The sequence below is a fragment of the Allobosea sp. P5_A5 genome, from assembly GCF_056400625.1.
In genome coordinates this window covers 61,094-84,553 of the sequence record NZ_JBFUKY010000008.1, presented here as the reverse complement: position 1 = coordinate 84,553, position 23,460 = coordinate 61,094, and the positions used below count along the sequence as shown (strand labels likewise).

Annotated in this window: 27 protein-coding genes and 1 pseudogene; 14 read left to right on the top strand and 14 right to left on the bottom strand. The window is 66.5% G+C overall.

The genetic code is table 11. From position 1 onward, the window contains the following. The first annotated feature begins 43 nt into the window (after window positions 1-43). Window positions 44-649, top strand: coding sequence for a recombination mediator RecR (recR, locus tag AC1DR6_RS16330; protein ID WP_476830305.1), 606 nt, complete (start codon window positions 44-46; stop codon window positions 647-649). A gap of 117 nt (window positions 650-766) precedes the next feature. Here recR and AC1DR6_RS16325 read toward each other — a convergent pair whose 3' ends face one another. Beyond that, a complete protein-coding gene (locus AC1DR6_RS16325) occupies window positions 767-1,468 on the bottom strand; it encodes an outer membrane protein (protein WP_476830304.1) in 702 nt (233 codons plus the stop codon). A gap of 161 nt (window positions 1,469-1,629) precedes the next feature. Between AC1DR6_RS16325 and AC1DR6_RS16320 the strand changes: the two genes are divergently transcribed. The 3 genes from AC1DR6_RS16320 (at window position 1,630) to AC1DR6_RS16310 (ending at window position 4,902) form a co-directional block, all read left to right on the top strand. Beyond that, complete coding sequence (locus AC1DR6_RS16320) at window positions 1,630-2,679, top strand: YihY/virulence factor BrkB family protein (protein WP_476830303.1); 1,050 nt, start codon at window positions 1,630-1,632, stop codon at window positions 2,677-2,679. Continuing rightward, window positions 2,679-3,914 (top strand): NAD(P)/FAD-dependent oxidoreductase, encoded by a 1,236-nt coding sequence (locus AC1DR6_RS16315; RefSeq protein ID WP_476830302.1) that lies wholly within the window; start codon window positions 2,679-2,681, stop codon window positions 3,912-3,914. The genes AC1DR6_RS16320 and AC1DR6_RS16315 overlap by 1 nt, the downstream gene beginning before the upstream one ends. Window positions 3,915-4,035: 121 nt before the next feature. Then, window positions 4,036-4,902 carry a VOC family protein gene (locus AC1DR6_RS16310; RefSeq protein WP_476830301.1) on the top strand — a complete coding sequence of 289 codons (867 nt, stop codon included), beginning with the start codon at window positions 4,036-4,038 and terminating at the stop codon, window positions 4,900-4,902. 7 nt (window positions 4,903-4,909) lie between these two features. On the opposite strand, the gene AC1DR6_RS16305 is transcribed toward AC1DR6_RS16310, so the two are convergent. The 6 genes from AC1DR6_RS16305 to AC1DR6_RS16280 form a co-directional block, all read right to left on the bottom strand. Next, a complete protein-coding gene (locus AC1DR6_RS16305) occupies window positions 4,910-5,362 on the bottom strand; it encodes a GNAT family N-acetyltransferase (protein ID WP_476830300.1) in 453 nt (150 codons plus the stop codon). Continuing rightward, window positions 5,359-6,330 (bottom strand): cysteine synthase A, encoded by a 972-nt coding sequence (gene cysK, locus AC1DR6_RS16300; RefSeq protein WP_476830299.1) that lies wholly within the window; start codon window positions 6,328-6,330, stop codon window positions 5,359-5,361. Before cysK ends, AC1DR6_RS16305 begins: the two co-directional genes overlap by 4 nt. Window positions 6,331-6,425: 95 nt before the next feature. Beyond that, complete coding sequence (locus tag AC1DR6_RS16295; RefSeq protein ID WP_476830298.1) at window positions 6,426-6,872, bottom strand: RrF2 family transcriptional regulator; 447 nt, start codon at window positions 6,870-6,872, stop codon at window positions 6,426-6,428. Then, window positions 6,869-7,342, bottom strand: a complete 474-nt coding sequence (gene dut, locus AC1DR6_RS16290; RefSeq protein WP_476830297.1) for a dUTP diphosphatase — start codon at window positions 7,340-7,342, stop codon at window positions 6,869-6,871. Before dut ends, AC1DR6_RS16295 begins: the two co-directional genes overlap by 4 nt. Before the next feature lie 2 nt (window positions 7,343-7,344). Further along, window positions 7,345-8,619, bottom strand: coding sequence for a phosphopantothenoylcysteine decarboxylase domain-containing protein (locus tag AC1DR6_RS16285; protein WP_476830296.1), 1,275 nt, complete (start codon window positions 8,617-8,619; stop codon window positions 7,345-7,347). A gap of 68 nt (window positions 8,620-8,687) precedes the next feature. Beyond that, entirely contained in the window at window positions 8,688-9,155 is a 468-nt protein-coding gene (locus AC1DR6_RS16280) for an Lrp/AsnC family transcriptional regulator (RefSeq protein WP_476830295.1), read from the bottom strand. A 158-nt stretch (window positions 9,156-9,313) separates the two neighbouring features. On the opposite strand from AC1DR6_RS16280, the gene AC1DR6_RS16275 reads away from it, so the two are divergent. The 3 genes from AC1DR6_RS16275 to AC1DR6_RS16265 are packed head-to-tail and all read left to right on the top strand — an operon-like array spanning window position 9,314 to window position 11,848. Beyond that, window positions 9,314-10,339: an ABC transporter substrate-binding protein gene (locus tag AC1DR6_RS16275; RefSeq protein WP_476830294.1), complete on the top strand. Its 1,026-nt coding sequence runs from the start codon at window positions 9,314-9,316 to the stop codon at window positions 10,337-10,339. A gap of 4 nt (window positions 10,340-10,343) precedes the next feature. Further along, the gene (locus AC1DR6_RS16270) at window positions 10,344-11,096 is read left to right on the top strand and encodes an ABC transporter permease (RefSeq protein ID WP_476830293.1); all 753 of its coding nucleotides are present in this window, start codon (window positions 10,344-10,346) and stop codon (window positions 11,094-11,096) included. Continuing rightward, window positions 11,084-11,848: an ABC transporter ATP-binding protein gene (locus AC1DR6_RS16265; RefSeq protein WP_476830292.1), complete on the top strand. Its 765-nt coding sequence runs from the start codon at window positions 11,084-11,086 to the stop codon at window positions 11,846-11,848. The genes AC1DR6_RS16270 and AC1DR6_RS16265 overlap by 13 nt, the downstream gene beginning before the upstream one ends. Here the strand turns inward: AC1DR6_RS16265 and tam are convergent. The 3 genes from tam to lepA all read right to left on the bottom strand — a co-directional run bounded on the left by tam (window position 11,845) and on the right by lepA (window position 15,357). After that, window positions 11,845-12,627, bottom strand: coding sequence for a trans-aconitate 2-methyltransferase (gene tam, locus AC1DR6_RS16260; protein ID WP_476830291.1), 783 nt, complete (start codon window positions 12,625-12,627; stop codon window positions 11,845-11,847). The two genes, AC1DR6_RS16265 and tam, sit on opposite strands and share 4 nt — an antisense overlap. A gap of 81 nt (window positions 12,628-12,708) precedes the next feature. Beyond that, window positions 12,709-13,470, bottom strand: coding sequence for an SDR family NAD(P)-dependent oxidoreductase (locus AC1DR6_RS16255; protein ID WP_476830290.1), 762 nt, complete (start codon window positions 13,468-13,470; stop codon window positions 12,709-12,711). An 81-nt stretch (window positions 13,471-13,551) separates the two neighbouring features. Beyond that, the gene (gene lepA, locus AC1DR6_RS16250; protein WP_476830289.1) at window positions 13,552-15,357 is read right to left on the bottom strand and encodes a translation elongation factor 4; all 1,806 of its coding nucleotides are present in this window, start codon (window positions 15,355-15,357) and stop codon (window positions 13,552-13,554) included. 147 nt (window positions 15,358-15,504) lie between these two features. Between lepA and AC1DR6_RS16245 the strand changes: the two genes are divergently transcribed. Together AC1DR6_RS16245 and AC1DR6_RS16240 are read left to right on the top strand one after the other, a co-directional pair. Beyond that, window positions 15,505-16,104, top strand: a complete 600-nt coding sequence (locus AC1DR6_RS16245) for a helix-turn-helix domain-containing protein (protein ID WP_476830288.1) — start codon at window positions 15,505-15,507, stop codon at window positions 16,102-16,104. Beyond that, the gene (locus AC1DR6_RS16240; RefSeq protein ID WP_476830287.1) at window positions 16,101-16,634 is read left to right on the top strand and encodes an N-acetyltransferase family protein; all 534 of its coding nucleotides are present in this window, start codon (window positions 16,101-16,103) and stop codon (window positions 16,632-16,634) included. Before AC1DR6_RS16245 ends, AC1DR6_RS16240 begins: the two co-directional genes overlap by 4 nt. A 133-nt stretch (window positions 16,635-16,767) precedes the next feature. Here the strand turns inward: AC1DR6_RS16240 and AC1DR6_RS16235 are convergent, their stop codons facing one another. From AC1DR6_RS16235 to hrcA, 3 genes are all read right to left on the bottom strand, one after another. After that, the gene (locus tag AC1DR6_RS16235) at window positions 16,768-17,028 is read right to left on the bottom strand and encodes a DUF3297 family protein (protein WP_476830286.1); all 261 of its coding nucleotides are present in this window, start codon (window positions 17,026-17,028) and stop codon (window positions 16,768-16,770) included. Window positions 17,029-17,092: 64 nt separating this feature from the next. Then, window positions 17,093-17,713: an ankyrin repeat domain-containing protein gene (locus AC1DR6_RS16230; RefSeq protein ID WP_476830285.1), complete on the bottom strand. Its 621-nt coding sequence runs from the start codon at window positions 17,711-17,713 to the stop codon at window positions 17,093-17,095. A gap of 32 nt (window positions 17,714-17,745) precedes the next feature. Beyond that, entirely contained in the window at window positions 17,746-18,831 is a 1,086-nt protein-coding gene (hrcA, locus tag AC1DR6_RS16225) for a heat-inducible transcriptional repressor HrcA (protein ID WP_476830284.1), read from the bottom strand. Between the two features lie 145 nt (window positions 18,832-18,976). Here hrcA and rph point away from each other — a divergent pair, with 145 nt between their 5' ends. The 5 genes and pseudogenes from rph to AC1DR6_RS16200 all read left to right on the top strand — a co-directional run. Further along, complete coding sequence (gene rph, locus AC1DR6_RS16220; protein ID WP_476830283.1) at window positions 18,977-19,693, top strand: ribonuclease PH; 717 nt, start codon at window positions 18,977-18,979, stop codon at window positions 19,691-19,693. Between the two features lie 143 nt (window positions 19,694-19,836). Beyond that, entirely contained in the window at window positions 19,837-20,484 is a 648-nt protein-coding gene (gene rdgB / locus AC1DR6_RS16215; RefSeq protein ID WP_476830282.1) for an RdgB/HAM1 family non-canonical purine NTP pyrophosphatase, read from the top strand. Continuing rightward, window positions 20,481-21,680, top strand: coding sequence for a radical SAM family heme chaperone HemW (gene hemW, locus AC1DR6_RS16210; RefSeq protein ID WP_476830281.1), 1,200 nt, complete (start codon window positions 20,481-20,483; stop codon window positions 21,678-21,680). Before rdgB ends, hemW begins: the two co-directional genes overlap by 4 nt. A 56-nt stretch (window positions 21,681-21,736) precedes the next feature. Beyond that, the gene (locus AC1DR6_RS16205; protein WP_476830280.1) at window positions 21,737-21,970 is read left to right on the top strand and encodes a type II toxin-antitoxin system Phd/YefM family antitoxin; all 234 of its coding nucleotides are present in this window, start codon (window positions 21,737-21,739) and stop codon (window positions 21,968-21,970) included. Next, window positions 21,967-22,263, top strand: a pseudogene (locus AC1DR6_RS16200) (type II toxin-antitoxin system VapC family toxin); the annotation flags it as partial. The gene AC1DR6_RS16205 and the pseudogene AC1DR6_RS16200, both read left to right, overlap by 4 nt. 112 nt (window positions 22,264-22,375) lie before the next feature. Here AC1DR6_RS16200 and AC1DR6_RS16195 read toward each other — a convergent pair. Then, on the bottom strand, window positions 22,376-23,455 hold the full coding sequence (locus AC1DR6_RS16195; protein WP_476830279.1) for a sn-glycerol-3-phosphate import ATP-binding protein UgpC: 1,080 nt from the start codon (window positions 23,453-23,455) through the stop codon (window positions 22,376-22,378). Window positions 23,456-23,460 lie beyond the last annotated feature (5 nt).

Genomic DNA, 23,460 nt, shown 5'->3' with positions numbered 1-23,460 from the left:
CCAGGTTCGGCCTGCGGCCGCCCCGGAATGACAGGGTAGCACCATGCCCCGCGCCATCGCCGGCCCCGAGATCGAACGCCTGATCCAGCTGCTGGCCAAGCTGCCGGGGCTTGGACCGCGCTCGGCCAGGCGGGCTGCGCTGCATCTGGTCAAGAAGCGGGAGCAGCTGCTCGGCCCGCTCTCCGAGGCGATGACCGTGGCGCGTGAGCGCATCGTCGTGTGTTCGACCTGCGGTAACGTCGATACGACCGACCCCTGCGGGTTGTGCGGCGACCATCGACGCGACGACAGCCTGATCGTCGTCGTCGCCGACATCTCGGATCTTTGGGCGCTGGAGCGTTCCGGCGCGGTCGCCGGCCGCTACCATGTTCTGGGCGGCGTGCTCTCGGCTCTGGACGGTGTCAGGCCCGAGCATCTTTCGCTCGACGCCCTGGTGACACGCGCCTCCGCTCCGGCGGTCACGGAGGTCATCCTGGCGCTCAGCGCCACCGTCGACGGCCAGACGACGGCGCATTTCATCACCGATCTGCTCGGACACCTGCCGGTCAAGGTGACGAAGCTCGCTCATGGCGTGCCCGTCGGCGGCGAACTCGATTATCTCGACGACGGCACGCTGGCGGCCGCGATCAGGCAGCGCACAGGGTTTTGATACACCCTCGTCATTGCGAGCGAAGCGAAGCAATCCAGGGGACTGGACGAACCGTTTCGCCCCGTCTTCTGGATTGCTTCGTCGCTTCGCTCCTCGCAATGACGGGAAGCGATTTCCTCAGAACTTGTAGGCGACGCTCGCCCGTGCGCTCTGTGTCGTGAGCTCCTGATCGCCGCTCAGCCCGGGGAAGGCGCCGGGCGAGGCGAAGCGGTTGCGGCCGAAATCGGTGTAGCGGTATTCCGCGCCAAGGATCAGATGGTCGGTGAAGGCGAAGTTGATGCCGGCGCCGAGATTCCAGCCGGTGCGGGTGCTCGTCAGCCGTTCGCCGAAGCCTGCGCCGGAGAACACACGCCGCTCGTATTCGGTGAAGGAGGCGCCGCCGGCCGCATAGACCATCAGCCGGTCGAAAGCGTAGCCGAGGCGCCCGCGCGCCGCACCTTGCCAATCCTGCGACACGCGCCCGGACAATCCGATGCCGTCAAAGCGGTTGCGGCTGTTGACCGCCTCGATATCGCCCTCGATGCCGAGCACGACATTGCCGGTCTGGTAGTTGAAGCCTGCATGAGCGCCGCCGAAGGCCATGTCGTCATTGATGCGGAAGCTCAGCGGCGCGAACGGGCCGCCGGTCGAGCCGATGCGCACCCGGTTGCTGCCCCAGGAATATCCGCCCTGGACGCCGCCATAGACGCCAGTCCAGGAATAGAAGGTCGGCAGTTCCGGTGCCGGCGGCAGCGCGACGCCGCGTAGATCGGCCGCGCCGGCCGCCCCGGCCCACACCATCGCAAGGCCCGTCAGGCTGGCTGTGATCGCCTTTTTCATCATCGTTCCATCGGCCGCTGCCGCGTTCGCGTCTGCGCCGATAACGAAGCATTAAGGTTAACAACCGCCTAAGGCGGTTCTGGCGTGCGGGCCGAAAGGAACAATTGCGTCCGCGCCCTGTTGCCCGCAAGCTTGCGGCGGCAATGGGGACCGGGCGTTCGATGGCCTTCCTGAAACGGATCACGGGGGCGGCCGGGCTCGGTGTCGCGCTGGGCTACCTCTCGGGGGCGGTCTCGAACCATGTCGGTCGCAAGCGCAGCGCCGCGCAGCGAGGCCGGTTGGCGCAGACGCCCTGGCAGATGCCGTGGCTCGGCTGGAAAGACGTGCTGCTGCGATTCATCGGCAACATCATCGATAATCGCCTGATGTCGCTGGCGGGAGCGGTCGCTTTCTTCACGCTGCTCTCGCTCGTGCCCGCGCTCTCGCTGCTCGTGACGATCTACCGCTACTTCACCGATCCGGTGACGATCGCCGAACAGCTCGACGCGGTCACCACGATGTTTCCGCAGGCCGCGCGCGACCTCATCCACGAGCAGGCGATACGGCTGTCCAGCCAGTCCGGCGCCAGCCTGTCCCTCACCTTCTTTATCAGCTTCCTCGTCGCGACCTGGTCGTCGAATGCCGCGGTGAAGGCGATCTTCGACGCGCTCAACATCATCTATCGCGAGACCGAAAAGCGCAGCTTCATCAAGCTCAACATGGTCTCGCTGTTCACCACGGTCGGCGGGGTGCTGCTGGTCACGACGGCGCTCGTCGTCATCGCAAGCTTGCCGGTGGTCACCGCCCTATTTCCGTTTCACTCGGAGCTGGAGCGGTTGATCCGGCTGGTGCGCTGGCCCACCTTCCTGGTCCTGGGCACGCTCTCGATCGCCTGCCTCTACTGGATCGGCCCGAGCCGCGAGCGCATGCAGTTCATCTGGGTGATGCCGGGCGCCCTCGTGGCGGCGCTGCTCTGGGCCGGGGCATCCTACGTATTCTCCTGGTATGTCAGTTCGCTCGGCAATTACACGGCCGCCTATGGCTCGCTGGCGACCGTCGTCGTCTTCATGACCTGGCTCTGGATTTCGGCGACCATCGTGCTCGCCGGCGCCGAGCTCAATGCCGAGCTCGAACACCAGACCGCTCATGACACCACCACCGGCCGGCCCAAGCCGCTTGGCCTGCGCGGCGCGACCATGGCCGACAAGATCGGCCCTCCGAAAGCTGATTGATGCTCGATCCCAAGACGACACGGCACGATGATCTTCGTGACGGGCAGGGCCCGTGGCTGCCCGGCATCGCCCGCCCACCCGGCCGCACTCTGGAGGCGGATACCCGCTGCGACGTCGTCGTGGTCGGCGCAGGCATCACCGGCGCGCTGATGGCCGAGCACCTGACGGCGATGGGCAAGGACGTGGTGCTGATCGACCGCGAGCGCGAAGGCTTCGGCAGTACCGCGGCCTCGACCGCGATGCTGCAATGGGAGATCGACCTGCGCCTGTCCGAGCTGGCGGGGCTTTACGGCTTCGACAATGCGGCCGAGATTTACCGCTTGAGTTTCAAGGCTGTGGAATCGCTGGGCGATCTGGTCACGCAGCTTGCCATCCCGTGCGGGTTCTCGCACCGGCAGACTGTCTATCTGTCGGCTGGCGACGTCGGCCCGAAGGAGCTTCTGGCCGAAGCGGACGCGCGCCGCCGCGCCGGCCTGCCGGGCGATTTCGTCGAGCACGCCGATCTGCTGAACCATTTCGGCTTCGACAGGGCGGCGGCGATCGTCTCGCCGGGCTCGGCGGAGGCGGACCCGCTGAGCCTGTGCCACGGCCTGATCGCGATGGCGATAAAGCGCGGTGCGCGCCTGCTGCGGGAGGAGGCGGTGAGCTTCGACGGCTCGGGGCGCTCCGCCACTGTTGCCCTGAAGAGCGGGCGCGTGATCGAAGCCGGCGCGATCGTGCTCGCGACGGGCTATGTCATGCCCGATTGCGTCAAGGACGATCTGCACCGTGTCGCGTCGAGCTGGGCGATCGCGACCGTGCCGCAGAAGCCCGAACGGCTCTGGCCCGGCCCGGCGCTGGTCTGGGAAGCCTCGCAGGATTACGTCTACTGCCGGACGACGACCGATGGACGCATCATCTTCGGCGGCGAGGACGAGGAGATCGACGATCCCGACCAGCGCGCGGCGCTGGACACGGCCAAGACCGAGGCCTTGCGCGAAAAGCTGCATGAACTCTTGCCCTCGGTCGATCTGCAACTCGGCCATAGCTGGTCGGGCGCCTTCGGTCAGACCGAGGACGGGCTGCCGCTGATCGGAAAGGTGCCGGGCCATCCCCGCATGCTTGCCGCCTACGGTTACGGCGGAAATGGCATCACCTTCAGTTTCCTGGCGTCACGGATCCTTGCCGCGCTGATCGAGGGACGCGAGGAGGACTGGTTCCGCCATTTCGCGATCGACCGCCCCCGCCCGGGCTAGCTCTCTCGGTATTGCAGAGCTGCAATCGCGCGCTTTCCGTTGGGGGTGGCGACAAACGCCGCGCGAGACGCCATCTTTCGCCATGACGACCCCGCCAGTCGCGTGCGAAAGGACGATTCCGATGCTTGCCACCGCCGAGGCAGCCAGGCCTGCCGGCCTGGAGGCCCATGACGCGCCGTATCACATCGGCGCCGTGACCTTGCGCGTCCACGACCTTGCGAAGCTCACCGCCTTCTATCGCGACAGCATCGGGCTCGGCCTGATCCGAGCCGATGCGGACAGTGCCGAACTGGGCGTCGGAACGACGGTGCTGGTGCGCCTGCAGGCCGGTGCCGTGCGCTCGACTGCGGCGAGCGGCCTGTTCCACCTCGCGATCCTCCTGCCCTCGCGGCAGGCGCTGGCCGATTGGCTCCGCCACGCCGCCGACATCGGGGTCCGGCTCGAAGGGGCGTCCGATCACCTGGTCAGCGAGGCGCTCTATCTCTCCGACCCCGAAGGCAACGGCATCGAGATCTACCGGGACCGCGAGCGGGCGCAATGGCCGCGCCGGCCCGATGGCGGCATCGCCATGGCAACCGACCGTCTCGATCTCGACCGGCTTTTGTCGGAAGCGGCGAAGGGCACTTATGGTGGGATGCCCGCCGGCACCGCGATGGGTCATATCCATCTGCGCGTCGGCGACACCGCAGCGGCCGAAGCGTTTTATCACGGCCTGCTCGGCTTCGACGTGACGGTGCATTACCCGGGCGCGAGCTTCCTCGCCAGCGGAGGCTATCACCACCATATCGCCGGCAATATCTGGGGCAGCCGTGGGGCCGGTGCGCGCGGAGCCGAGGAGGCCGGGCTCGACAGTTTCGAGATCGTCGCGCGCACCGAGGTCGATTACGCAGCGATGCGCGACCGGATTCTGGCGGCAGGCGGGCAGGAGCAGGGCGGCGTGACGGGGATCGCCGACCCCTGGAACAACCGGGTCGTTCTGGTTCGCTGAGGGCTTGTCAGCGCGTCAGCAGATGCGAGCGGCGGGTGCCGCTGGCGGTCTCGCTGAAGCCGGCAGCCTCCCAGAACCGGGCGGCCCGCGCATCGGCAGCGCGCAGCGAGAGGCGCGGCACCAGCGCAAGCCCCTGCTGGATCAGCGCCGAGGCCAGCGCCCGGCCGGCACCGGCGGCCCGATGCAGCGGCCTGACATAGACATGCCGAACCCGCAGCAGATCCGGCTCCGGATCGTAGGGGTCGGGCGTCAGCGCACCGACCCCGGCCAGTTCCCCGTCGCGAAACGCGGCGAAGAGCGCGAACCGGTCGTCAATGCCGCGATAATGCCCGGCCTTCCACTCCCCATGCAGTCCCTCGACGAAGCGATAGGCTTCCGCGCCGGCTTCGTTACGCAAAGCCTCGAAATCGTCCGGCAGCTGCTCGCTCAGCCGGACGATCTGGATGGAGGCTTCGGTCACAGCCCTTCGAACAGAGCGCTCGAAATATAGCGCTCGGCGAAGGAGGGGATGATCACCACGATCGTCTTGCCGGCGTTTTCCGGCTTGGCGCCGACCTCCAGCGCCGCCGCGATGGCCGCGCCCGACGAGATGCCCGCCGGGATGCCCTCATATTTCGCCAGCGCCCGCGCCGTCTCGAACGCCGTCTGGTTGCCGACGGTGACAACCTCGTCGATCACGCTGCGATCGAGCACGCCGGGCACGAAGCCGGCGCCGATGCCCTGGATCTTGTGCGGACCGGCTTGCCCGCCCGACAGCACCGGCGAATCTTCCGGCTCGACCGCGACCATCCTGACGCCCGGCTTCTTTGCCTTCAGCACCTGGCCGACGCCGGTGATGGTGCCGCCGGTGCCGACACCCGAGATCACGATATCGACGCTGCCCTGCGTGTCGTTCCAGATCTCTTCCGCCGTCGTCTTGCGGTGGATCTCGGGATTGTGCGGGTTCTCGAATTGCTGCGGGATGATCGCGCCTGGGATTTCGTTCTTCAGCTCCTCGGCCTTCGAGACCGCGCCGCGCATCCCGCCGGGGCCAGGCGTCAGGACCAGTTCCGCGCCGAGCAGCGCCAGCATCTTGCGCCGCTCCAGCGACATCGTCTCCGGCATGACCAGGATCAGCCGATAGCCGCGAGCGGCGGCGACGAACGCCAGGGCGATGCCGGTATTGCCGGATGTCGGCTCGATCAGCGTGCCACCGGGCTTGAGCGCGCCGGACGCTTCGAGCGCATCGACCATGCTGACGCCGATCCGGTCCTTGACGCTCGAGATCGGGTTGAAGAATTCGAGCTTGGCCAGGATCGTCGCCTTGACGCCGCGTTCCGCCGGCAGCCGGTTCAGCCTGACCAGCGGCGTATCGCCGATCGTGTCGGTGATCGAATTGTAGATCCGGCCACGCCCGGGTGTCTTCTGGGGGGTCTGCGCTTCGGCCATGGGGTCACTCCTCGGACAGCTTCTCGGGAACATGTTCTGGGTGGCAAGCTAGTCGAATTCACAGGCCCTGTCGAACAGTAGAATTAAATCACATCCTAGATTGTAAAATTGTCGGAATGATCGGTGATTCCTGTCTCGCCTTGTCGGGCACGCTTGCAGAGCTCCTCGACGGTCACACCGTCGAGCGCGGCCAGAAAAGCGGCGGAGGCCGAGGCGACCTCGGGCGCGACGACCGCGTCGATCAGCGCCGATTGCGGCAAAGCTTCGAAATCATCCGACATATCCGCCATCGCCGCGCGGGTGATATCGCCTCCGGTGATGCGACGGCGCTCGCGCGCCAGTTCGTAGCCTCCGCGCGGTCCCCGCACACCCCTAAGGATACCCGCATGAACCAGGGCCTGCAGCAGGGTTTCCAGATGGCGCGGCGGCAGGCCGAGCCGGCCCGAAAGCAGCTTCGCCGACACCGGCTGAGGGCGGGCATGCAGCGCGATGTCGACCACGGCGGCGATGGCGAGCAGGCTCCGCCGCGACAGCAGCATCACCGTGCCGGCTCCCTGTGGCTGTCGTCGCGTAAGCCGGTCGAGCCGAATCCTCCGCTTCCGCGCTCGCTTCCACCCAGTTCGGCCGCCTCATTGAGCGTCGCACGCGTCACGGGCGCGATGATCAATTGCGCGATGCGGTCACCCCGCACGATCTGGAACGGCGCGTCACCGTGGTTGATCAGCGCCACCTTGATCTCCCCGCGATAGTCGCTGTCGACGGTGCCGGGCGTGTTGAGGACGGTGACGCCATGCTTGACCGCGAGCCCGGAGCGCGGCCTGACCTGACCTTCGAATCCATCCGGCAGCTGCATCGCGAGCCCCGTCGGCACCAGCGCGCGAGCCCCGGATGCAAGCGTCATGGGCGCTTCGATGGCGGCGCGCAGATCGAGCCCGGCCGCGCCGGCGCTCTCATAGGCCGGCAGCGGCAGGTCGGCGCCATGCGGCAGGCGCTGCACTGAAATCGTCACCATGCTCAAACCGCCTTTGCCGGCAGTAATCCGGCGAGATGCGCGACGAGCCGGCGCGCCACCTCGTCCTTCGGCAAGGTCGGCCAGGTTTCGATCCCGCTGGCCGTGACGAGATGCACGGTGTTGGCATCGCCGCCCATCACGCCGGTGCCGCCGACATCGTTGGCGACGATCAGATCGCAGCCCTTCCGTGCGAGCTTTGCTTGGGCATGATCGATCACGGCCTGCGTCTCGGCGGCGAAACCGACGACGAAGCCCGGGCGGCCGGTGTTTCGATGCGCGATCGTCGACAGAATGTCGGGGTTCTCGACCAGCGAAAGCGCCGGCAATGCGCCGCCACCCTTTTTCATTTTTTGAGGCGCCGCATCGGCCACGCGCCAATCGGCGACGGCGGCGGCGAAGATCGCGAGATCGGCCGGCAAAGCCGCCTCGACGGCGCTCAGCATTTCGCGCGCCGATTCGACATGCACAGTCGTGACACCCTCCGGATCGGGGATCGAGACCGGCCCGCTGACCAGCGTCACCCGTGCACCAGCGGCAGCGGCAGCGGCAGCGATCGCATGGCCCTGCTTGCCGGAGGAGCGATTGGCGATGTAGCGCACCGGGTCGATCGGCTCATGCGTCGGGCCAGAGGTGACGAGCACATGCCGCCCGGCCAGCCCGCCCTCGGAGGGTTTGTCGCCGCCCGTCAGCCGGCCGAGAAAGCCGATCGCGCGCGGCGCCTCCGGCTTGTCGCCGGCCAGTGCCAGCTCGATTGCGGCGAGGATTTCCATGGGCTCCGCCATGCGGCCGACCCCGCTCTCGCCGCGCTCGGCCATCGCCCCGCTATTGGGGCCGACAACGAGCACGCCGTCCTTTTCCAGTTGCGCCATGTTCCGGCGCGTCGCCGGGTGCTGCCACATGCGCGGGTTCATCGCGGGTGCGATCAGCACGCGCTTGTCGGTGGCCAGCAGGGCGGTCGTGGCGAGGTCGTTCGCCTGTCCCGTCGCCATCTTGGCGATCAGATCGGCGGTGGCCGGTGCCACGACGATCAGGTCGGTCGAGCGCGAGACCTGGATATGGCCGATATCCGCCTCGTCCGTCAGCGAGAACAGGTCGGTGAAGCAGCGCTCGCCGGCCAGCGCCGAAACCGCCAGCGGCGTCACGAACTGCTCGCCGGCCTTGGTCAGGATGCAGCGCGAGGCGATGCCGCGATCCTTCAGCCGGCGGATCAGCTCCAGGCATTTATAGGCGGCGATGCCGCCGCCGATGATCAGCAGGATGGAGCGGGAAGCGGACAAGACGGCTCCTGGGGCAAGGCGTCGGGCTGCACGCTTCCTAGCATCCGCGACAGTGCCCTGTCATGAGTTCAGGGACGCGGCAGATCAGGCACCTTATAGGCCGTCGTCGCCTTGATCCGTTCCATCGCGAAGCGCGAGGTCACGTTCTTGAGCGGGATGGTTTCGATCAGCTTCTTGTAGAACCCGTCATAGGCCGCCATGTCGGCAACGACGACGCGCAGCATATAATCGACGTCACCGGCCATCCGGTAGAACTCCATCACCTCCGGCATCGCCGCGACGGTGTCGGCGAAGGTCGAGAGCCACGGGCCTGAATGGTCCGCCGTCTCGATCTGGACGAAGACGGTGAGGCCGAGCCCGATCTTCTCGGGCGACACCAGCGCGACGCGCTTCAGGATCACATTGGCCTGTTCGAGCTTCTGGATGCGCTTCCAGCAGGGCGTCTGGGAAAGCCCGACCCGGTCCGCAAGCTCGGCGATCGAGATGTTCGCGTCACCCTGAAGCACGGTGAGAATTTTGCGGTCGATGGCATCCATCTGTTCATTCCATCAGTATTAGAAAAATATTCTTCTCAGATCGATTTCGATAGAAGATCGATCTTTTTGAGCTGCGGCTATTGAACTCAGATAGAAAATCCTTTTCTCAATCTGTCAATAAGGCGCTTCTCGGCGCCGTTTCCGCCAAAGGATCGATGATGGATCGCCGTCAGTTTCTTGCAGCCGCGACCGCCACGGCGACCGTGCTGCCCTTCGCCGCGCCCGCACGGGCGCAAGGCGTGCCGGCGCGTGTCGGTTACATTCCCGTCGTCGGAACGGCGCCGTTCTTCGTCGCCAATGGCGAGGGCTGGCTGAAGCAGGGCGGGGTCGAAGCGACGGTCACCGTGTTCGAATCCGGCCCGAACATGATCCAGGCCTTGGCGTCGGGCACCCTCGACGTCTATGTCGCAGGCGTCGCGCCGCTGGCCGTGGCCCGTTCGCGTGGCATCGACATCCGCGTCGTCGCCGCGACGGCAATCGGCGAAAACGTCGTCGTCGCTTCGCCGTCCCTGTCGAAATTCTTCGCGGCGGGTGTTCAGGCCGCGGCCGCCTTCAAGGCGTTCAAGGCTGCGACCGGCAAGGTGGCCCGTCTCGCCACCCAGCCTGCGGGTTCGGTGCCCAACACGACGCTTCAATATTGGCTCTGGGAGGTCGCCAAGGTCGACAAGGCCGATGTCGAGATCGTGCCAATGGGCATCGACGCGACGCAGCAGGCGATTCTGGCGGGCGCCGTCGATGGCGGCAGCGTGCGCGAGCCGGCGCTGACGATCCTGCAGAGCCGCAACAGCGCGATCAAGCTGGTCGCCGGCGGCGAGGAGGTCTTCCCCGGCCAGCCGGGTACGGTCGTCGCGGTCTCCGGCGCTTTCGCCACCAAGAACCCCGAAGCCGTGCAGACGATCGTCTCGAGCCTCGTCAAGGCGGCCGCCCTGATCAAGGCCAGCCCCGACAAGGCCGCGCCGCATGTCGGCGCCGCGCTGGGGAAGGGCATCGTCGACCCCGAGCTGATCCGCAAGGCGCTGGTCTCGCCGGCGAGCGTCTTCGAGATCGACCCGCGCAAGATCATCGAGCCGGCGCGCGCCATGCAGGCCTATCAGGTCAAGCTCGGCTCACTCGACAAGGAATTGCCGTTCGACGGACTGTTCGACGCGCAATACTATGAGCGCGCGATCAAGACGGGCGGCTGACAACGTGATGCGATTGCGGGCTCCGGCCCTTGCCTTTCTCGGCCTTGCCGCCTTCCTGCTGCTGTGGGAGGCGGCGCCTTATCTCGGCTGGGTCAACCCGGCCTTCCTGCCGCCGCCGAGCGTCCTGCCCAAGGCCTTCATGCGGGAGGTTTCGTCGGGCGCCTGGCTCGCGGCCATCCTCGGCTCGCTCTGGCATTATTTCGTCGGCCTCTTCGTCGGTGCCGGCCTCGGCATCTCGTTGGGCGTCCTCGTCGGCATGTCCAGGATCGCCGAGGAGGCGAGCGCCTGGGTCGTGCGTCTGCTGCGGCCGATTCCTGGCCTCGCCTGGGTGCCCTTCGCGATCATCTGGTTCGGCGTCACGCCCGGCGCAGCGGTCTTCATCATCGCCGTTGGCGTGTTCTGGATCGCTTTCTTCGCAGCGCAGGGCGCGATCCGGGGCGTCGACCGCGACCTCGTCGAGGTGGCAGATGCGTTCGGCTTCCGCTCGCCCTGGCAGCGTCTGTTCAAGATTTTACTGCCGGCGGCGATGCCCGGCATCCTCGTCGGTTTCCGCACCGCGCTGGGCCAGGCCTGGATGGCGGTGGTCGCGGCGGAAATCTTCGGCGTCGCCGGCGTCGGCCAGCGCATGATGCAGGCCTCCAGCCTGCTCGCGACGGACATCGTGGTGGTCTACATGCTGACGATGGCGGCGCTCTACGGCCTGCTCGACACCGCTTTCGTCGCCTTCCAGAAATGGGTGCTGCGATGGAAAGCGTGATCGACATCAGGGGCCTGTCCCTGACCTTCACCCGCGACGGCGAGCAGACCGAGGTTCTCCGCAAGCTCGACCTCTCGGTCGGGCGGGGCGAGTTCCTCGCCATCGTCGGTCCCTCCGGCGTCGGCAAATCGACTCTGCTGCGCGTGATCGCTGGCCTCGCCAGGCCGAGCGCCGGCGAGGTCGTCATCGACGCGCAGGAGGGCACGCGCCGGCCGGTGGCGCTGGTGTTCCAGGATTCGCGGCTGCTGCCCTGGCGCAAGGTCATCGGCAATGTCGGCTTCGGGCTCGAAGGCCGGACATCGCGGGTTGAGCGCCTGCGGAAGGCGCAGGAGATGCTCGATCTCGTCGGTCTGGGCTCGCTGGCGCAACGCTGGCCGCACCAGCTCTCCGGCGGGCAGCGACAGCGCGTCTCGCTCGCTCGCGCGCTCGCGGTCGAGCCCGAGATTCTGTTGATGGACGAGCCCTTCTCGGCGCTCGACGCCTTGACGCGCGAAAGCCTGCAGGACGAGCTGATCCGCGTCTGGCAGCGCACCGGCAAGACCGTGCTCTTCGTCACCCATGATATCGACGAGGCCGCCTATCTCGCCGACCGGGTGGTGATTTTGTCGGGCGCGCCCGGCCAGATCATCGCCGAGCATCGCATCGACGCCGCGCGCCCGCGCCGGCGCGGCGCTGCGGCGGAAGCCGAAATCGTCCGCGCCGTGCGGCAGGGCCTAGGCGCCGATGTCGTCACGGATGGAGCGGCGATCTAGATCTTTGTCGCCACGATGAACAGGCGTGGGAACGGCAGCAGCACCTTGCCGTCGCTCTCGACCGGATAGGCCGGCGCGATGCGGGCGAGGTAGCGGGCCAGATAGGCTGCCTGCGCGTCGGCATCGAGCAGATCGAGGAAGGGCTTCAGGCCGGTGCTCTTGAACCATTCGACGATCGCCTGCTGGCTGTCGAGCGCATGGATATAGGTCGTTTGCCAGATGTCGACATGGCAGCGGGCTTCGACCAGCCAGCGCCGATAGTCCCCGAACGAGCCGATGGCCGATCGCGCGGACAAAGCCGGCTTCAGCGTCTCGGCCCAACGGGCCTCGGCAGCTACCTCGCGCATCGCGCGATGTGAAGGCCGGTCGAGATTATCAGGCATCTGGACGGCGAGGCAGCCGCCCGGCGCCAGCGAGCGTACCAGATGCGGGAACAGGGTCGCGTGGTCCGGCAGCCATTGCAGCACGGCGTTGGCGAAGATCAGGTCATAGGCCCCCTCGCTCAGCCAGGTGCCGACATCGCCCAAGGCAAAGTCGGAGCCGGGCATGCGCTTGCGGGCCTTTTCCAGCATATCGGCGGAGGAATCGAGACCTTCGACGACCGCGTTCGGAAAACGCGCAGCGACCAGCTCCGTGCTGTTGCCGGGCCCGCAACCGAGATCGATGCAGCGCTTGGGATCGGTGAGCGCCACGCGGGCCAGCAGGTCGATCGAGGGACGCGTACGCTCATCCTCGAAGCGCAGATATTGCGCGGCGTTCCAATCCGGGGCGGTGGTCATGACGCTCTCCGTTCGACATCCGGCCTGCTTGCTCACGCGACCCGATAGGCCTCCTGGTCGCGCGCCGCAAGAACGGCGACCTCACAGCGAGGAGACGAGGTGCCCGCCATCGACGGCGAGCGAAGCGCCTGTGATATAGCCGCCGGCGTCGGAGGCCAGCAACAGCAGTGCCCCGTCGAGATCTGCCGGCTGGCCGAGGCGGCGCTGCGGAATGCGGCGGACGAGCTGCTGGCCGGGTTCCGTCGCGAAGAAAGCGCGGTTGATGTCGGTCTCGACATAGCCGGGGCAAAGCGCGTTCACACGGATGCCGTCGCGCGCCCATTCCAGCGCCAGCGCCTTGGTCAACTGGATCACGCCGGCCTTCGAGGCCGCATAGGCGCTGACGCCGCCCGCGACCCGCTCTCCGAGAATGGAAGCGATATTGACGATGGCGCCACCCTGTCCGGTCTCGCGCATCCCGCGCGCCACGGCCTGCGCCACCAGAAAAACGCCCTTGAGATTGGTGTCGATCACCGCATCCCAATCCCCTTCCGAGAGATCGGCTGCGCGCCCACTACCGCTGATGCCGGCATTGTTGATCAGGATGTCGAAGCATCGTCCGTCCAGCGCGGTACGAACGGACAAGGCATCGCTCACATCGAGCGCCAGCGCCTCGGCCCTGCCACCATCGGCCCCAATCGCGGAGCAGGCCTGCGCCAGGGCCTCCACCCGCCGTGCTGCGAGCGTCACCGTGACGCCATGGCGCGCCAGCAGCCGGGCGAAATGCAGGCCGAGCCCGCCTGAGGCGCCCGTGACCAGCGCGCTCTTGCCCCGGAGATCGTCGAAGAACGGCGTTGCTGTCATCAGGCGAGCTTCCGTCCGATCGCAGCTTGGATCAAGCGCCGCGGGACGCGCTTACCGCCCGATCAAAGATGATAAGCCAGCTCAATCGTCCATCTTGAGCGCGGCGATGAAGGCTTCCTGTGGGATTTCGACCTTGCCGAACTGGCGCATTTTCTTCTTACCGGCCTTCTGCTTGTCCAGAAGCTTGCGCTTGCGGCTGGCGTCGCCGCCATAGCATTTCGCGGTCACGTCCTTGCGCAGCGCGCGGATCGTCTCGCGGGCGATGATCTTGCCACCGATCGCGGCCTGCACCGGAATTTGGAACATATGCGGCGGGATCAGCTCCTTGAGCTTCTCGCACATGGCGCGTCCGCGCGCCTCGGCCCGCGAGTTATGAACCAGCATCGAGAGCGCGTCGACCGGCTCGGCATTGACCAGCAGCGACATGCGCACGAGGTCGCCTTCGCGATAATCCGTGATCTGGTAGTCGAACGAGGCATAGCCCTTTGAGATCGACTTCAGGCGGTCGTAGAAGTCGAACACCACCTCGTTCAGCGGCAGATCGTAGACGACACGGGCGCGCGAGCCGACATAGGACAGGTCGGTCTGGACGCCACGGCGGTCCTGGCAGAGCTTCAGCACCGAGCCGAGATATTCGTCGGGCGTGAAGATCGTCGCCTTGATCCAGGGCTCCTCGATGAATTCGATTTTCATCACATCCGGCATGTCGGCCGGGTTGTGCAGCTCCAGCGTCGTGCCGTCGCGCAGCTTCAGATGGTAGACCACCGAAGGCGCGGTCGAGATCAGGTTGAGGTTGAACTCGCGCTCCAGCCGCTCCTGGATGATCTCCAGATGCAGCAGCCCGAGGAAGCCGCAGCGGAAGCCGAAGCCCAGCGCCGCGCTCGTCTCCATCTCGTAGGAGAAGCTGGCATCGTTCAGCCGCAGCCGCGACATCGCGGCGCGCAGCACTTCGAAATCGGCCGCATCGACCGGGAAGATGCCGCAGAACACCACCGGCTGCACCGGCTTGAAGCCCGGCAGCGGCTCAGCGATCGGCTTCTTCTCGTCGGTGATGGTGTCGCCGACGGCGGTGTCGGCGACCTCCTTGATCGAGGCGGTGAAGAAGCCGACCTCGCCGGGGCCGAGCTGCTTGACCTCGGTCATTTTCGGCTTGAACACGCCGACGCGGTCGACGCCGTAGGAGGCGTTGGCCCGCATCATGCGGATGGTCATGCCCTTCTTCAGAACGCCGTCGATGATGCGCACCAGAACGACAACGCCGAGATAGGCGTCGTACCACGAGTCGACCAGCAGGCACTTCAGCGAGGCATCGGGGTCGCCCTTCGGCGCCGGCAGCCTCTTGACGATGGCTTCCAGCACGCCCTCGATGTTGAGGCCGGTCTTGGCCGAAATCGGCACGGCCTCCGAGGCATCCAGCCCGATCACATCCTCGATCTGCTGCTTGATCCGCTCCGGCTCCGCAGCCGGCAGGTCGATCTTGTTGAGGACGGTGACGATCTCGTGGCCGGCGTCCAGCGCCTGATAGACGTTCGCAAGCGTCTGTGCCTCCACGCCCTGCGAGGCGTCGACCACCAGCAGCGAGCCCTCGCAGGCCGCCAGCGACCGCGAGACCTCATAGGCGAAGTCGACATGGCCCGGCGTGTCCATCAGGTTCAGGACGTAGTCCTTGCCGTCCTCCGCCTTGTAATCCAGCCGCACCGTCTGGGCCTTGATGGTGATGCCGCGTTCTTTCTCGATATCCATCGAGTCGAGGATCTGCTCGCTCATGTCGCGCGCCGCGACCGTGCCGGTCTGCTGGATCAGCCGGTCGGCCAGCGTCGACTTGCCGTGGTCGATATGCGCGACGATCGAGAAGTTGCGGATATTGTCGATGCTGCGGGTGCTCATGCGCGCGCCATAGCAGCGAAGCCGCGTATCGCCAAGCGTTTGGCGTATTCCTCACCCGCTCCGGCCTGTTGCTCCGCGCCGCGAATTGGCCCTCGGGGCCAATTCTCCCGACTTGCTAATTCCAAGATATAAGAATAATTCTCGCATATGAGTTTTGCAGACAATCCCGATCTGGATCGCCGGCTTGGCGAGCGCCTACGGGCTGCCCGTCAGCACCACAATCTGACGCTCGAAGAACTCGCGCTGCGCGCCGGTATCAGCCGCGCCATGATCTCCCGGGTCGAGCGGGGAGAATCGAGCCCGACCGCCGCCCTGCTGGTCCGGCTCGGTTCGGCCTTGGGGCTCTCGCTGTCGGCACTGCTGCAGGAGGAAAGCGGCTCCGGCCCGCTCGCCCGTCACGCCGCTCAACCCGCTTGGCGCGACCCGGCGAGCGGCTATCTGCGCCGCAACGTTTCGCCGCGCGGCACCGGTTCGGGCTTCGAGATCGTCGAGGTCGAACTGCCTGCCGGGGCCGAGGTCCGTCTGGACAGCGCCGGAGGCGCGCCGGCTCTCGATCAGCAGATCTGGGTGCTTCAGGGGCCCCTCGACCTCACGGTTGACGGCGCACATTACGACCTCGCAACCGGCGACTGCCTGCAGATGCATCTGCGCGGGCCGATCGTTTACCGCAATCCGGGCAGCGCGACCGTGCGCTATGCCGTCATTCTCGCCGCCGGCAGCGGCATTTTTCCAGGACACGCCGCATGACCACTCCGACGACTTCGACGATCGACAGTCTGGACGCGATGGCCGTCGAGGGCGCTATCCCGGCTTTGACGGAGATCCTGCGGGATTGCGTCGCCAACGGTGCGTCGGTCGGCTTCATGACCTGGAACACGCCCGCCGATTACGAGCGCTATTGGCGGGAACTCATCGCGGCGGTCGCGGCGGGGCAGGTCGTCTTGCTGGTCGCCCGCATCGAGGCGGACGTCGTCGGCACGGCGCAGCTTCACCTGATCGGAAAGCCGAACCAGCCGCATCGAGCCGAGATCGCCAAGGTGCTGGTGCATTCCCGGGTACGTCGGCAGGGCATTGGCGAGGCGCTGATGCAGCGAGCCGAGGAGATCGCGCGCAAAAACGGCCGCGACCTGCTGGTGCTCGACACCGACGAGAACGGCGCCGCGCGCCGGCTCTACAACCGTCTCGGCTGGACCGAACTCGGCACCATCCCGCGCTACGCGCTGATGCCGGACGGCGCCGAATGCGGCTCGACGTTTTTCTTCAAGAATCTGGCGTGAGCGGGCGTCATGCTCGGGCTTGACCCGAGCATCTCTCACAGAGGGAGGTTCCGGTGTCTCATCCTCGAAGAGATTCCCGGGTCGCCGCTATGCGGCGCCCGAGAATGACGCCGAATGGCCGCGTGAAAGAAGCTCAGTCTTCCTTGGCTTCACTGCCTTCGCTGCGCAGATAAGGCTCAACCGGCCCCTTGAGCGTGATTGTCATCGGCTTGCCGAAGCGGTCCTTGGCGGTGCCGGCCGCGACCTTCACCCAGCCTTCGGAGACGCAATATTCCTCGACATTGTTCTTCTCGACGCCCTTGAAGCGGATGCCGACATCCCGCGCCAGCACCGCTTCATTATAGAAGGGGCTGTCCGGGTTGACGGAGAGACGGTCGGGAAGCTGGTCGGACATGGGTCTGGCCTGAATGCGAAGAGAAACCTGCCGCTCGATAGCGGTTTCCGCCCGCAAAGCCAACTCATCGACTTAAGCGCCCGCCCGCCTGCTCGATCAGGCGTCCCACCGCGCTTTGCCCGCGCGCTTTGGCATGGCCAAGCGGGGTAACGCCGTCCCTGTCGGCAAGGTTCGGGTCGGCGCCGGCGGCGAGCACCAGCGTCGCGACCTCCTGATGGCGCGGCCCGCCATCGCCTAGGATCACGATTTCCAGCAGGCAGGTCCAGCCGAGGTCGTTGACGTGGTTCAGCTCGATCCCGCTGGTGAGCAATAGTTTCACCGTCTCGACATGGGCGCGCTCGCAGGCCGGGATCAGCGCATTGCCGCCATAGCGGTTGCGCAAGGCCAGATCCGGCTTCAGCGGCAGCATCGCGGCGACGATTTCGGTCCGGCCGGAAGCACCGGCCAGCAGCCAGGGCGTGTCGCGGTTGGCGGCCTGCGTGTTGGGGCTGGCGCCAGCCGCGAGCAGCGCCTTCGCCATCGCGACATGGTTCCCGGCCACCGCCAGCAGCAGTGCGGTGCGGCCTTGGCCATCGCGCGCCTCGAGATCGACGCCGGAGGCGATCAGCCGTTCGATCTCGGCGGAGCGACCCGCTTCGGCCGCGGCAGTCAGGGCCGGCGCGCTGTTGGCGGCATTTGCTGTCATCAAGAAGGCTCCGAGCGCGATGGCGGCGAGCCTCACCGCCCGCCATCCAGCATGCGCCCGACGACCTTGGCCGTGTAGTCCACCATCGGCACGATGCGGGCATAGTTCAGCCGTGTCGGCCCGATAATGCCGACCACACCGACAATGCGCTGCTCGGCGTCGCGGAAGGGCGCGGCCACCATCGAGGAGCCCGACATCGAGAACAGCTTGTTCTCAGAGCCGATGAAAATTCGCACCCCGTCGCCCTCCTCGGCCCGCGTCAGCAGGTCGATCATGTCGGTCTGCGTTTCCAGATCGCCGAAGAGCAGGCGGATGCGTTCGAGATCCTCCTGCGCCCGGAGATCCTCCAGCAAATTGGCCTGCCCGCGCACGATCAGATGGCGATCATTGCCGGGGCCCGATTGTGTCGCGATGCCGCTTTCGACGAGCTTCGCCGTCAGCGTGTCGAGCTCGCGCTCCATCACCGCGCGCTGCATCCCGATCTCGCCGCGCAACTCGCCCAGGGTCTTGCCGAGCGCGCGGGCATTCAGGAAGTTCGCCGCCTCCGTCAGGGCCGAGGCCGGCAGGCCCAGCGGCAAGGCGAGCAGACGGTTCTCGACCGTTCCGTCCTCCGAGACCAGCACGACCAGCGCGCGCGCGGGGTCGAGCCGGACGAATTCGATGTGCTTCAAGCGGGGGTCGGCCTTGGTCGTCACCACGACGCCAGCCCCGCGCGAGAGGCCCGACAGCATCGCGGAAGCCTCGGTCAGCGTCTGGTCGAGGCTTCGCTGGCCGGCCGCGGCCTTGATCTGCACCTCGATGCGCTTGCGCTCCTCGGAGGTCAGGTTGCCGACCTCCATCATCGCATCGACGAAGAAGCGCAGTCCCCGCTCGGTGGGCAGACGCCCGGCCGAGGTGTGCGGCGCGTAGATCAGCCCGGCCAGTTCGAGGTCTGTCATGACGTTGCGCACCGTCGCCGGCGACAGCGCCATCGGCAGCAGCCGCGCGATGTTGCGCGAGCCGACGGGTTCGCCGGTCGTCATATAGCCGTCGATGATCTGCCGAAAGATCTCGCGCGAGCGCAGATCGGTTTCGATCAGGCTGCTGGCGGGGTCCGGGCGGGTGGTCTGCGCGCTCATCGGCCTTTTACGGGCTCATCCTCGTTGACGGACCTATTGTCGTCATGCCGCGCGGGCAATCAAGGGGCATGGCGCCTGCACGCCTTGCCCCGCCGGGTGGGAGCGCCTAAAAGCCGCGTCTTCTCATAAAGATCGGGACCTCTTCATGCGACCCTCCAAACGCGCCGCCGACGAGATGCGCAAGGTCACGCTCGAACGTGGCGTCGTGCGCTATGCCGAGGGCTCGTGCATGGTGACGTTCGGCGAGACCAAGGTGCTTTGTGCCGCGACCGTCGAGGAAAAGGGTCCGCCCTGGCTGCGCGGCACCGGCAAGGGCTGGGTCACCGCTGAGTATTCGATGCTGCCGCGCGCCACCCATGAGCGCACGCGCCGCGAGGTCACCTCCGGCAAGCCTTCGGGCCGGACGCAGGAAATCCAGCGCCTGATCGGCCGTTCCCTGCGCGCTGTGGTCGATCTCACCGCGATCGGCGAGCGCCAGATCGTCGTCGATTGCGACGTGATCCAGGCCGATGGCGGCACCCGCACCGCCTCGATCACCGGCGCCTGGGTCGCGCTGCACGACGCGCTGAAATGGATGGAAGGCCGCAATCTGCTGAAGGGGACCAACCCGCTGAAGGACCATGTCGCGGCGATCTCCTGCGGCATCGTCGCTGGCAATCCGGTGCTCGACCTCGATTATGTCGAGGATTCCGGCGCCCAGACCGACGCCAACTTCGTCATCACCGGCTCGGGTGGCCTCGTCGAGGTGCAGGGCACGGCCGAGGGCGCGCCGTTCTCCGAGGAGGAGCTGATGGCCTTGCTCAAGCTCGCCAAGGGCGGCGTGAGCAAACTTGTGGCGCTGCAGAAAGCGGCTGTGGCGTAACGGCAATCATAAAACACGGCGTCATCCCGGACGTAGCGAAGCGAAGATCCGGGATCCATGCCCGAACCTCCATCGGGAGCGTTCTGGAATGAATCCCGGGTCAAGCCCGGGATGACTAAGAGGGTCCATAGGATACTCAAACGATGACCACCCATCGCCTCCTCACCGGCAAAGTAGTGATCGCGACCCACAACCAGGGCAAATTGCGCGAAATGCGCGAGCTGCTGGCGCCGTATGGCGTCGAGCTGGTCTCGGCTGGCGAACTCGGCCTGCCCGAGCCGGTCGAGGACGGCATGATGTTTTCCGAGAATGCCGCGATCAAGGCGGTGGCTGCGACCAGGGCCAGCGGCCTGCCGGCGCTCTCGGACGATTCCGGCATCTGCATTGATGCACTCGACGGCGCGCCCGGCCTGTTCTCCGCGAACTGGGCCGGGCCGGGCAAGGATTTCGCCCCCGCGATCGCGCGCGTTCAGATGGAACTCGCCAAGCGGGGCGCGCTGACACCCGACAAGCGCAGGGCGCATTTCGTCTCGGCGCTGGTGATCGCCTGGCCGGACGGCCATCAGGAGCTGTTCGAGGGCCGTGTCTTCGGCACCGTGACCGAGCAGGCCAAAGGCGCCGGCGGCTTCGGTTACGATCCGGTCTTCCTGCCGGAGGGCCACGACAAGACCTTCGGCGAATTGACCTCGCAGGAGAAGCACGGCATTCCCGCCGATGGCTCGCCCGGCCTGTCGCATCGCGCCCGGGCCTTTTATGCGCTCGCCGCCGCCTGCCTGAGGAAACCCGCATGAGCGTGCCGGCCGCCCTGACCGAGCGGCCGCCCGCCTCGCATCCCACCGCGGATGCGGGGTTTGCCGTGTATGTGCATTGGCCGTTCTGCCTGGCGAAATGCCCCTATTGCGACTTCAACTCGCATGTCCGGCTGCAGCCGCCGGATCAGGCCCGTTATATCGCCGCCTTCCGCCGCGAGATCGCCCATCGCGCCGCGCTGGCGCCCGGCCGCACGGTCTCCTCGATCTTCTTCGGTGGTGGAACGCCCTCACTAATGGAGGGGCGCACGGTCGGCGCGATCCTTGATGCGATCGGCGAGCACTGGGCTGTCGATCCGCATTGCGAGGTCTCGCTCGAAGCCAATCCGACCAGCGTCGAAGCCGGGCGCTTCGCCGATTTCCGCGCCGCCGGCGTCAACCGGGTTTCGCTCGGCGTGCAGGCATTGAACGATGCCGATCTCAAAGCGCTCGGCCGGATGCATTCCGCGCAAGAGGCGCTGGCGGCCGTCGCGATCGCGCGCAAATATTTCGAGCGCTATTCCTTCGATCTGATCTATGCCCGCTCGCCCGCGCAGACGCCGGCGCTGTGGCGTGCCGAGCTGGAGCTGGCGATCAGCCACGCGGCCGAGCATCTCTCGCTCTACCAGCTCACCATCGAGCCCGGCACGGCGTTCGAGCGCCTGTTCCGTGCCGGCAAGCTCGCCATCCCCGATCACGAGGCGGGAGCGGTGCTCTACGAGATCACGCAGGAGATCACCGCGAAGCACGGACTCCCGGTGTACGAGATCTCCAACCACGCCCGGCCCGGCGCCGAATGCCGGCACAATCTCGTCTACTGGCACTATGGCGAATATGCCGGCATCGGCCCCGGCGCCCATGGCCGCTTGGTGACGGCGCAAGGCCGCATGGCCCAATCCACCGAGAAGCGCCCTGAAATCTGGCTCGACCGCGTCGAGGTGGAGGGTCATGCGCTGGTCGAGGACGAATTGCTGAACGCCGAGGCGCAGGGCGACGAATATCTGCTGATGGGGCTTCGCCTGGTCGAAGGCATCGACCCGCAGGTCTTCGAGGCGCTATCGGGACGCTCGCTGAGCGCCAAGCGCGTCGCCGACCTGATCGACGAGAAGCTGCTGGCCCGCAGTCCGGAAGGCCGATTGGCCGCGACGCCGGACGGCGCGCTCCTGCTCGACGCGCTGGTGGCCGATCTGGCGGCTTGAACAGGATTATTGCGCACAATGCGTAACTTAGCTAATTTCTTAGCTAAGGAGGCGCCATGGCCCAATTCTCGGTTCACGATGCAAAGACCAATCTGTCCAAGCTGATCGCGGAGGCGCTGGACGGCGCCGAAATCATCATCGCCCGCGGCACCGTGCCGGCGGTCCGTCTCGTGCCCGTGAGACCGATCGGCAAGCGTTGTTTTGGAGCGCTCAAAGGCAAGATCGCCATCGACGCGCGATTTGACGAACCGCTTCCCGACGACGAGATCGAAAACTGGAATATCGCGTGAGGCTGCTGCTCGATACCCACGCGTTGATCTGGTGGCTTGCGGGCGATCGTTCGCTCAGCATCCAAGCTCGCGAGGCTATCGGAGACGAGAATAACAGCGTTGCCGTCAGCGCCGCTTCGGCCATGGAGGTGGCGACCAAATTCCGCATCGGCAAGCTGCCGGATGCTTCGCTGCTCGCACGGGAGTTCCAGGCGATCATCGCCGATCAGGGCTTTATCGAACTGGCCATTACCATTCATCACGCGATGCGCGCGGGCGAGATGAACATCGCGCATAGAGATCCGTTCGACCGCCTTCTGATCGCGCAAGCTCAAGCCGAAGACATGGTGCTGGTTTCGAACGAAGCACTCTTCGACGGCTTCGCCGTCACGCCTCTGGTAGCGTGGGCCCTACCAATCCGGAATTTTAGCCCTTACCCAGCCTTGCTCCCGTCTCGGCGTGGAAGACATGCACCTTGGCGGGATCGACGGTCACCCACAACCGCCCCTCCTGCACCGCGACCTCGCCGGTCGCCGCCTGCATCACGAAGGCGCGGCCGGCGAGCTTGCCGTGGAAGAGCTGCGTCGCGCCCAACTCCTCGATGAACTCGACCTCGAAGGGCAGTGAACCGGCCTCGCCTTCCGAGGCGATCTCGACATCCTCGGGGCGCAGGCCGACCTCGACGGCCGTGTTCGGCGCGAGGTCCTCGCGCATGTCGTGCGCTTCCAGGATCGCGTCGCCCAGCGCCACGATGCCGTGGCCGTCGACCGTGCCGGTCAGGATGTTCATTGGCGGCGAGCCGATGAAGGTCGCGACGAACTTGCTCGCCGGCTTGCGATAGACATCGGCCGGCAGGCCGATCTGCTCGACCTGGCCGGCATTCATCACCACGAGCTTGTCCGACAGCGTCATCGCCTCGACCTGGTCGTGGGTGACGTAGATCGAGGTGACGCCGAGCGAGCGTTGCAGCTTCTTGATCTCGACGCGCATCTGCACGCGCAGCTTGGCGTCGAGGTTGGAAAGCGGCTCGTCGAAGAGAAATACCTGCGGCTTGCGGACGATGGCGCGGCCCATCGCGACGCGCTGGCGCTGGCCGCCCGAGAGCTGCTTCGGCCGCCGCTCCAGCAGCGGCTCGATCGCGAGAATGCGCGCGGCTTCGCGCACGCGCCGGTCGATCTCGTCCTTGGGCGTGCCGAGGTTGCGCAGGCCATAGGCCATGTTGTCGTAGACGCTGAAATGCGGATAGAGCGCGTAGTTCTGAAACACCATCGCGATGTCGCGCTCGGCCGGCTCGATCTGGTTGACGACCCGGTCGCCGATCGCGACCTCGCCGGACGAGATCGTCTCCAGCCCCGCGACCATGCGCAGCAAAGTGGACTTGCCGCAGCCGGAGGGGCCGACGAGCACGCAGAAGCCGCCATCCGGGATGTCGAAGGACACGCCCTTCACGGCTTCGACGCCGCCGGCATAGACCTTCTTGACGTTTGTGAGTGTGACCTGGGCCATTCGCG

What these genes read in the sequence shown, in the direction of transcription:
- recR (WP_476830305.1), top strand. Translation starts at nt 44, where the DNA reads ATGCCCCGCGCCATCGCCGGCCCCGAGATCGAACGCCTGATCCAGCTG.
- AC1DR6_RS16325 (WP_476830304.1), bottom strand. Translation starts at nt 1,468, where the DNA reads ATGAAAAAGGCGATCACAGCCAGCCTGACGGGCCTTGCGATGGTGTGG.
- AC1DR6_RS16320 (WP_476830303.1), top strand. Translation starts at nt 1,630, where the DNA reads ATGGCCTTCCTGAAACGGATCACGGGGGCGGCCGGGCTCGGTGTCGCG.
- AC1DR6_RS16315 (WP_476830302.1), top strand. Translation starts at nt 2,679, where the DNA reads ATGCTCGATCCCAAGACGACACGGCACGATGATCTTCGTGACGGGCAG.
- AC1DR6_RS16310 (WP_476830301.1), top strand. Translation starts at nt 4,036, where the DNA reads ATGCTTGCCACCGCCGAGGCAGCCAGGCCTGCCGGCCTGGAGGCCCAT.
- cysK (WP_476830299.1), bottom strand. Translation starts at nt 6,330, where the DNA reads ATGGCCGAAGCGCAGACCCCCCAGAAGACACCCGGGCGTGGCCGGATC.
- dut (WP_476830297.1), bottom strand. Translation starts at nt 7,342, where the DNA reads ATGGTGACGATTTCAGTGCAGCGCCTGCCGCATGGCGCCGACCTGCCG.
- AC1DR6_RS16280 (WP_476830295.1), bottom strand. Translation starts at nt 9,155, where the DNA reads ATGGATGCCATCGACCGCAAAATTCTCACCGTGCTTCAGGGTGACGCG.
- AC1DR6_RS16275 (WP_476830294.1), top strand. Translation starts at nt 9,314, where the DNA reads ATGGATCGCCGTCAGTTTCTTGCAGCCGCGACCGCCACGGCGACCGTG.
- AC1DR6_RS16265 (WP_476830292.1), top strand. Translation starts at nt 11,084, where the DNA reads ATGGAAAGCGTGATCGACATCAGGGGCCTGTCCCTGACCTTCACCCGC.
- tam (WP_476830291.1), bottom strand. Translation starts at nt 12,627, where the DNA reads ATGACCACCGCCCCGGATTGGAACGCCGCGCAATATCTGCGCTTCGAG.
- AC1DR6_RS16255 (WP_476830290.1), bottom strand. Translation starts at nt 13,470, where the DNA reads ATGACAGCAACGCCGTTCTTCGACGATCTCCGGGGCAAGAGCGCGCTG.
- lepA (WP_476830289.1), bottom strand. Translation starts at nt 15,357, where the DNA reads ATGAGCACCCGCAGCATCGACAATATCCGCAACTTCTCGATCGTCGCG.
- AC1DR6_RS16245 (WP_476830288.1), top strand. Translation starts at nt 15,505, where the DNA reads ATGAGTTTTGCAGACAATCCCGATCTGGATCGCCGGCTTGGCGAGCGC.
- AC1DR6_RS16240 (WP_476830287.1), top strand. Translation starts at nt 16,101, where the DNA reads ATGACCACTCCGACGACTTCGACGATCGACAGTCTGGACGCGATGGCC.
- AC1DR6_RS16235 (WP_476830286.1), bottom strand. Translation starts at nt 17,028, where the DNA reads ATGTCCGACCAGCTTCCCGACCGTCTCTCCGTCAACCCGGACAGCCCC.
- AC1DR6_RS16230 (WP_476830285.1), bottom strand. Translation starts at nt 17,713, where the DNA reads ATGACAGCAAATGCCGCCAACAGCGCGCCGGCCCTGACTGCCGCGGCC.
- hrcA (WP_476830284.1), bottom strand. Translation starts at nt 18,831, where the DNA reads ATGAGCGCGCAGACCACCCGCCCGGACCCCGCCAGCAGCCTGATCGAA.
- rph (WP_476830283.1), top strand. Translation starts at nt 18,977, where the DNA reads ATGCGACCCTCCAAACGCGCCGCCGACGAGATGCGCAAGGTCACGCTC.
- rdgB (WP_476830282.1), top strand. Translation starts at nt 19,837, where the DNA reads ATGACCACCCATCGCCTCCTCACCGGCAAAGTAGTGATCGCGACCCAC.
- hemW (WP_476830281.1), top strand. Translation starts at nt 20,481, where the DNA reads ATGAGCGTGCCGGCCGCCCTGACCGAGCGGCCGCCCGCCTCGCATCCC.
- AC1DR6_RS16205 (WP_476830280.1), top strand. Translation starts at nt 21,737, where the DNA reads ATGGCCCAATTCTCGGTTCACGATGCAAAGACCAATCTGTCCAAGCTG.
- AC1DR6_RS16195 (WP_476830279.1), bottom strand. Translation starts at nt 23,455, where the DNA reads ATGGCCCAGGTCACACTCACAAACGTCAAGAAGGTCTATGCCGGCGGC.